Source organism: Nostoc sp. CALU 546 (genome assembly GCF_048836525.1).
In genome coordinates this window covers 1-8,243 of record NZ_JAWJTF010000176.1, presented here as the reverse complement: position 1 = coordinate 8,243, position 8,243 = coordinate 1, and the positions used below count along the sequence as shown (strand labels likewise).

The following is an 8,243-nucleotide window of genomic DNA, read 5'->3' as shown; positions in this document are numbered from 1 at the left end:
GGTTTCGCGTTAAATTGACACCAATGAGCAATGTGCTTTACATCTACGACAGACGTGCTTTTTCAAAGAACCCATATTTGGTATTTTCTGTCAATGCGTAAGTCATATATATAATGAAAAATTCATTCGCAAAAACACCAGCATTATTCCGCCGAAGACTCAAAAGATACTTGCGATCGCTTAAACATTGGTTTTTAGATACACCAGAAAGGGCACTATTAGAAGCTCAAGAAGCAGCTCAGAGAATTAGAAACATCGAGATCGAACATTTTGGTAACAAAAAAATATCTTCAGAGTCAGTAAAGTATACTGAGAATGTCATGTCGTATTGGCAAGTATACCTTGATAAAAATTTAACTATTATCAAGTTCAGACTTGCAGAATTCCAGATGAGTCGGGGGATTATCAATATTTCTAACTCTGTTTTATTAGAAACGCTAAAGGACATTGATAAAGTTGTCGAAAAGTACGCTATAAAAGATGAAATAATTAGTAATAGCGCATTAGAATCAACTTCTAAACCCCCACAAATTAACCGTATTGAAATTAACAAACAGCCAGATTCATCTAATACAAGTGATGTTAAAGCAACGCTTCAATCTGAAAATAATAGAGTGTTTCAGAGGTCTATAAGCAAAGCATTTAATAGAGTTAAATCAGATTTTGCGCCGCAGTCAGAAGAAGAATTTGTCAGGAAATATAGAGTTTCTAGCAACAGAACAACAATTGCCTTAAGATTTTTGATAACTCTTATTGTTGTACCACTTTTAGCTCAATATTTATCTAAGCAATTTTTAGTAACTCCAATATTAGAAAAGATGAGAGGAGATAATACAACTCAAATTTTTATCAATTCTGACATGGAAAAAAAAGCTCTCCATGAATTATATATTTTTCAAGAAGAACTTAGATTTGAATATTTGCTTAATCAAGCTCCACCACTTTCTTCAGAGACAACACAAGAAAAACTTAAAAATAAAGCAGTTGAAATGTCTGAAGAATTCCGCGCAAAAACTAATAGTAGTGTTGGTAATGTTTTTGCTGACTTAATATCACTACTTTCTTTTAGTATAGTTGTCGCTCTGAGCAAAAAAGAAATTGTGATGTTTAAATCTTTTTTGGATACCATTGTCTATGGTCTTAGCGATAGCGCTAAGGCTTTTTTGATTATTCTAGTTACAGATATATTTGTAGGATTTCACTCACCAGAGGGCTGGGAAGTCTTACTTGCAGGATTCTCAGAACATTTAGGTCTGCCAACCAGTAGAAATGTAATATTTTTCTTTATTGCTACATTTCCCGTGATTTTAAACACTATCTTTAAATACTGGATATTCCGCTATCTCAGTCGTTTATCTCCGTCGGCATTAGCTACGTTAAAAGAGATGGACGAGTAATTTGTAATTATCCCAGTCATAAATTCGCTTACTTTGAGCAAAGAATAGGTTTTTTACCATAAAATAATTACGAATTACAAATTACGTTAGCGCAGCGTTAGCGACGCAGGAGCGTCATTACGAATTATTTCGACTCATTTCCATTCTGATTCGCTACGCTATGTATATATATCCTGGTTATTCCCAAGCGTGCTATGGATTTTGAAAGCAAAGCTAATGTTCCAACTCCTAAAGACAATATAGAGTTTGCTCAACCAACTACTACCCGTAAACCACTAGAATTGCTGCGAGATACAGAGGCTTTGCTACGTCGCCCAACTGTAGCAACACTGTCACCGATTTTGCCATCAAAACTTAGCAATAGATTCCAAGCAACCTCATCTTGGGCAGATGATTATTTTAAGGAACTGGCAGAAATTGACCTAGACACTATTAGTGATTTTGAACTGCGTCCTGCACGAATTCTTATCGGCTTGAGCTTGGTTGGTTTTGGAGCGCTGATGATATTGGTGCTGCTGCTGTATTTAAACACGTTGCATCCACAACTCAATACAGTTGAACAGATTCGGCAATATTGGTATCAATATGTTTGGTTTGTCAGTTTAGGTGTTACGGGGATGTTTCTCTTGGGTCGTGAAGCGATGCGTCCTATGCCAAAGCGACGTAAGTAACTAGTACCGCAAGGCGGAATTCGTAATTCGTAATGACGCTCCTGCGTCGCTAACGCTGCGCTAACGTAATTCGTAATTAATTGTTTGCAAGGGTTTCAGACATTTAAAATGGTGAGATAGCGCGGTCTTCTCCCAAAGGGAGCGGAATTTTTCTTGCTCCTCCCTTTCCGTTTCCCAGAGGGAGGCTGGGAGGGAGAGGTTCATCGAACTCACGTTAATTTAGACTTTTCAAATAACCTCTAATAAAGATTTAGAAAGAGCTACAAAACTTGCCGATGACGAAGATGGGGACTTAAACCCACAGAATTGGTTAAAAGTGATGAATTTTGAATCAAAATTATTATTTAATTAATAAATTATAACTTTCAGTAATTAATACTTCAAAATGTGATTGTGTATTAAGTAGCCGTTACGAGATTCTATACATGAATCATGATGCTTTCATTGTTCCGCCAGGTTCAAAGATTTCTCTGAGAAAAAACTATGATCCAGCTTACAAGACTGATTTTCATGAAAAAACTGATGCTGCAATTAAATTACAGGCAGATATTGAACGACTAGCAAATTACCAAAATATTCTCTATGCTCAAAACACCCATGCTTTGTTAATTATTTTTCAAGCGATGGATGCTGCTGGCAAAGATAGCACTATTAAACATGTGACCTCTGGTGTGAACCCGCAAGGATTTCAGGTGTTTAGTTTTAAGGGGCCGAGTGCAGAAGAATTAGATCATGACTATCTGTGGCGATCAATGAAAGCTTTGCCAGAAAGAGGCCGAATTGGAATATTCAATCGTTCATACTATGAAGAAGTGCTAGTAGTTCGTGTCCATCCAGAAATGCTTAAAAAACAACAACTTCCCCACTTGTCTGAGGGAAAGAAAATATGGAAACAGCGTTTTGAAGAAATCAATAATTTTGAAAAATATTTGGTAAATAATGGTGTAATCATCCTGAAGTTTTTTCTGAATGTATCGAAAGCAGAGCAGAAAAAACGCTTCTTAGAACGAATTGAATCTCCTGAAAAACATTGGAAGTTTTCAGATAATGATGTCCGAGAACGAGCTTTTTGGGATGATTATATGAATGCTTATGAAGAGGTTTTTAACTACACTAGTACTAAATGGGCCCCTTGGTATATTATTCCTGCCGATCGCAAATGGTTTACCCGCCTGACCGTTGCCAATATTATCTGTACAAAATTAGAAGAACTAAATCTACAATACCCAACAGTTAGTGAGGAACATAGGCAGCAACTTTTACAGGCTAAACAGATTCTAGAGCAGGAAGATGAGCCTATAGACTTGATAGGTAAAGGCAAAAATATCTTAAAGTAGTTCGAGATATACTGTACAATTTATTGGAACAAGGACAAAAGATTGTAACTAAATTAATCCGATTTGTAACTAAAAAAGTTACTCAGATAGTTATAGCCGCAAAATCATGATTCAAATGGCAGAAAATGCCAAAAATCATCTACCTCACTTTAATCATGCTGCCTTTGATATTGTCGCGATCGCAGCTTCCGCAGGTGGTCTGACTGCTCTAGTTAAAGTGTTATCGACTCTACCCGCAAAATTTCCAGCCGCGATCGCTATTGTGCAACACCTTGACCCCCAACATCGCTCGTTCATGGCAGAAATTCTGAATCGGCGCACGGCTCTTAACGTCAAACAGGCAGAAGAGGGAGATTGTCTTACTCCAGGAACGGCTTATGTTGCCCCACCTAATCGTCATCTGTTGGTTAACGGTGATGGTACCCTTTCCTTATCACAGTCGGAATTAGTACATTTTTTACGTCCTTCAGCTGACCTATTATTTGAATCAGTTGCAGCCACTTACAAAGATAGAGCGATCGCTATTGTGCTAACTGGAACGGGTAGCGATGGCGCAATGGGAGTAGAAGCGATAAAAAAAATGGGTGGCACTATTATTGTCCAAGACGCAAAAACCGCCGAATTTTCGGGGATGCCCTCCGCCGCAATTCAAACTGGCAAGGTAGATTTTATTCTCCCCCTTGATGAAATCTCCACCACCCTGATGACTTTGGTCATGGGAGAATGTAATTAGGTAGGGGGTAGGGGACAGGGGACAGGGAGCAGGGGACAGGGGACAGAGGGCTGAAGAGATATGTAAAATGCAATCTTTGTGTCACCACGATTTAATGAGTCTTTGATACGCATTAATGAGGCTCCAAACTCCACTCCCCCTTCTCCCTGCCCTCTACCCCCTGCCTCCTACCTTATGACTTCCGCAGAAAGAGATCCTAAATTTGAAAATCTGCTGATTTATCTCAGACAAAGCCGGGGATTTGATTTTACTGGCTATAAACGCTCGACTTTGATCCGTCGGGTATGCAAGCGAATGCAGTCATTAACCATAGAAAACTTTGAAGAATATCAAGACTATCTAGAAGTTTATCCAGATGAATTCAATTATCTTTTCAACACTATTCTAATAAACGTCACTGCTTTTTTTCGAGATTCGTCAGCTTGGGAATATATAGCAGAGCAAATATTGCCTAGACTGATTAAAAATAAAAAAACTTCTGACCAAATCCGTATCTGGAGCGCTGGTTGTGCTTCTGGTGAAGAAGCTTATACCTTGGCAATGTTGATGGCTGAAATATTGGGAGCAGAGGAATTTCGCCAACGAGTGAAAATCTACGCCACAGATGTAGATGAAGATGCTCTCAACCAGGCTAGGCAAGCTGTGTATTCAGCAAAAGATGTCCAAACGATACCAGATGAACTGCGGCAAAAATACTTTGAGATTGCCGGGAACCGCTATGTCTTTCGCCAAGACTTGCGCCGCTCAGTGATTTTTGGTCGCCATGATCTGCTTCAGGATGCCCCCATTTCTCGCTTAGATTTACTGGTTAGCCGTAATACATTAATGTATTTTAATTCTGAGACTCAAGGGCGAATTTTGGCCCGGTTTCATTTTGCACTTAATGATAATGGCTATCTGTTTTTGGGTAAAGCAGAGATGCTGCTGATGCATTCTGCTTTATTTACCCCACTAGACTTGAAAAACCGGATATTTACTAAGGTATCAGCGGTGAATCTACGCGATCGCCTCCTAGTCATGGCAAATTCAGTAGATGAAGAATCTAGCAGCCGTTTGTCTCGAAACCTCCGGCTGCGAGAGATGGGTTTTGACACAGCACCGATCGCCCAAGTCATCATTGATATCAATGGCACTCTAGTAATGGTGAACGAGCAGGCGCGGGTTTTGTTCGCCCTTTCCCCCAAAGATTTAGCTCGTCCCTTCCAGGATCTAGAACTTTCCTATCGGCCAGTTGAATTGCGATCGCTAATTGAACGGGCTTATACTGAACGCCGCCCTGTCAGTCTGACAAATGTCGAGCGCTATTTGTCTAATACAGAAACCCAATATCTGGATGTGCGAATTACGCCTTTGCAAGAAACAGACGCCAGTTTTTTAGGAGTCAGCATTTCCTTTCATGATGTCACGCGTTACATTCAACTCCAAGATGCCTTACAACGCTCACAACAAGAATTAGAAACTACTAACGAAGAACTCCAATCTACCAATGAAGAATTAGAAACTACTAACGAAGAACTCCAATCTACCAATGAAGAATTAGAAACTACCAACGAAGAACTCCAATCTACCAATGAAGAATTGGAGACAATGAATGAAGAACTCCAATCTACTAATGAAGAATTACAGACAATTAATAATGAACTGAGCGAACGCACCACAGAACTCAATCGCACAAACATTTTCCTCATCTCTATTCTCAGAAGTCTCCAAACGGGAATAGTCGTAATTGACAACAGCTTTAACATCTCTATTTGGAATTACATGGTAGAAGATTTATGGGGCTTACGGACTGATGAAGTTATCGGAAAGTCTATCTTCAGCTTGGATATTGGGCTACCTGTCGAGCAGTTGCGATCGCCCATCCGCGACTCCTTATCCGGGAAAAAGCAGTTTCAAGAAATGATCCTCGATGCTACCAATCGCCGGGGTAGACAAATCAAATGCTATCTGGCAATCACTCCGCTACTTGGCATGGAAATGCAAGGAGCAGTTTTGATGATGGCAGATGTAGAGAGAGTCAGCAGTATGATTTCTAGTCAAGAAATGGAAGAACGGCGACAGCAGGATTAATTCTTATATAGGACTCAATACTGCTTGGGTAAAGCATTTTGAACTCGGAATTGGGTTTTGGGTAAAGGTTAAAGGGTAAAGGTTAAAGGTTTTTTCCCCTTACCCCAAACCCAATTCCCCAAAACCATTATCCATTACCTTAACTTACTACTGCTTCAGCTTTTTCCTCAGCTTTCTCATTCACTAGCACATAAGGCTTTTCTACACCTTGTGCTAAATACTCAGCTAGCTGACTTTCAATTTGATCGCGGACAATTTGGCGATACTCTAGAAAATGCTCGTTATGGGCACAAGCAGCGAGGTAATGCTCAAAAACTCCAGGATTCCGCTTGAGAATGCTAAACAAATGATGCCAGAATTTCCAGCGGGTTTCTCGTTTGATTCCTTGTCGCCAAATCACAATTAGCAACGCTTTTACAACTATCCACTCTGGCATTTTCGCTGGCGCTTTCCAACTTGGCAAACCCATCATCAAGAAACAGCGATAGGTGCGATCCAAGTACTGTACTGGGTCGTATAAAGTACAAAATGCCTCAATATATTCTCGTGCAAGTTCTTCCAGAGGACGGGTGGGCAGGAAGTTCATCAATGTTGTTTGGTTGATGTTGCCATCTTGATTTTCCCGTAATCGTCCTTCTTTTTTCAGGCGATGCCAAAGCGCGGTGTTAGGTAACGCTTGTAACATGGCAAAAGTTGTTGAAGGAATTGCTGCTTGTTCTGCAAAGCGGACAATGCGATCGCCTGCGCCTGTTTTTTCGCCATCAAAGCCGATAATGAACCCAGCCATTGGGCGCAATCCCGCTTTGATGATGGTTTGCACTGCCTCAGTTAGAGAACTGCGAGTATTTTGAAACTTCTTGGTCATTTGCAAACTATCTTCATCCGGCGTTTCGATTCCCAAAAACACCGCCGCGAAACCACACTCAACCATCAACTCCAACATTTCTGAGTCTTGTGCCAAGTCAATTGAAGCTTCAGTATCAAATCGGAAGGGGTACTTATGTTCTGCCATCCAGACTTTTAACTCTTTTAGCAACAATTTCACATTTCGCTTGTTGCCAATGAAGTTGTCATCCACCATGAACACACCCCGCCGCCAACCCAATTTGTAGAGGCAATCTAACTCTGCTAACAATTGTGCTGGGGTTTTGGTGCGTGGTTTGCGCCCGTAAAGAACAATAATGTCGCAAAATTCGCACTGGAAGGGACACCCACGCGAAAACTGCACCGACATCATGTCATAAGCATCCAATTCTAATAAATCAAAGCGGGGTATTGGTGTGCTTGTGACATCAGGTTTTTCTGTGGCGCGGAAAGTCCCAGACGTGTCTCCCCTTTTGATTGCCTCAATAAACATGGGTAGCGTGATTTCCCCTTCATCCAGAATCAGAAAATCTGCGCCAACATTTTCAACTTCATGAGGTACAGAGGTTGGGTATGGGCCACCCACTGCGACTAGCTTGCCACGTTTTTTTGCTTCCTGAATTTGGTCAAGTAAATCTTGTTTCTGGACAATCATCGCGGAGAGAATTACTACATCTGCCCATGCCCATTCTGCTTCTGTTGCTGGGCGGATGTTGCGATCGACCAGCTTAAATTCCCATTCTTGGGGCAGAATCGCTGCCACTGTTACTAAACCTAGAGGTGGTAATAAAACCTTGCGATCGACTAACTCCAAGATTTTTTCATAAGACCAAAAGGTTTTGGGAAATATTGGATACATTAATAAGATTCGCATGTAGTATCAATCCTCACACTTTGATTGTTATCCCACTCTAACGAAAATAAAGAGTTATTGACTTTTTATTAAAGTTGTTCTACTTTATTAGTTCGGTTAAGAATGATAAATTTTATACATATTAACCTCAATATTCACTCATTTTATCTACTAACCCCAAAGCTAGGAATAGTAATACTCTTACTTCCTGCCTCCTGCCTCCTGCCTCCTGCCTCCTGACTCTTTCCTTCTATCTCCTACCTCCTGCATCTTGCCTCCTTCCTCCTTCTTTATAATTTGCTTGCACTATCATTAAAC

The 8,243-nt window shown here is 40.4% G+C and carries 6 protein-coding genes; 5 read left to right on the top strand and 1 reads right to left on the bottom strand.

Annotated features, from left to right (window positions below; all coding sequences use genetic code 11):
* The first annotated feature begins 113 nt into the window (after positions 1-113).
* The 5 genes from RRG12_RS40800 to RRG12_RS40780 all read left to right on the top strand — a co-directional run bounded on the left by RRG12_RS40800 (position 114) and on the right by RRG12_RS40780 (position 6,208).
* Positions 114-1,397, top strand: coding sequence for a proton extrusion protein PcxA (locus RRG12_RS40800; RefSeq protein WP_420758822.1), 1,284 nt, complete (start codon positions 114-116; stop codon positions 1,395-1,397).
* A gap of 194 nt (positions 1,398-1,591) precedes the next feature.
* Positions 1,592-2,068, top strand: coding sequence for a hypothetical protein (locus RRG12_RS40795; RefSeq protein ID WP_069073333.1), 477 nt, complete (start codon positions 1,592-1,594; stop codon positions 2,066-2,068).
* A 425-nt stretch (positions 2,069-2,493) separates the two neighbouring features.
* On the top strand, positions 2,494-3,405 hold the full coding sequence (locus tag RRG12_RS40790; RefSeq protein ID WP_420758823.1) for a polyphosphate kinase 2 family protein: 912 nt from the start codon (positions 2,494-2,496) through the stop codon (positions 3,403-3,405).
* Between the two features lie 106 nt (positions 3,406-3,511).
* Positions 3,512-4,138: a chemotaxis protein CheB gene (locus RRG12_RS40785; protein ID WP_420758824.1), complete on the top strand. Its 627-nt coding sequence runs from the start codon at positions 3,512-3,514 to the stop codon at positions 4,136-4,138.
* 174 nt (positions 4,139-4,312) lie between these two features.
* A complete protein-coding gene (locus RRG12_RS40780) occupies positions 4,313-6,208 on the top strand; it encodes a CheR family methyltransferase (RefSeq protein ID WP_420758825.1) in 1,896 nt (631 codons plus the stop codon).
* A gap of 139 nt (positions 6,209-6,347) precedes the next feature.
* On the opposite strand, the gene RRG12_RS40775 is transcribed toward RRG12_RS40780, so the two are convergent.
* Entirely contained in the window at positions 6,348-7,946 is a 1,599-nt protein-coding gene (locus RRG12_RS40775; RefSeq protein WP_069073092.1) for a B12-binding domain-containing radical SAM protein, read from the bottom strand.
* Positions 7,947-8,243 lie beyond the last annotated feature (297 nt).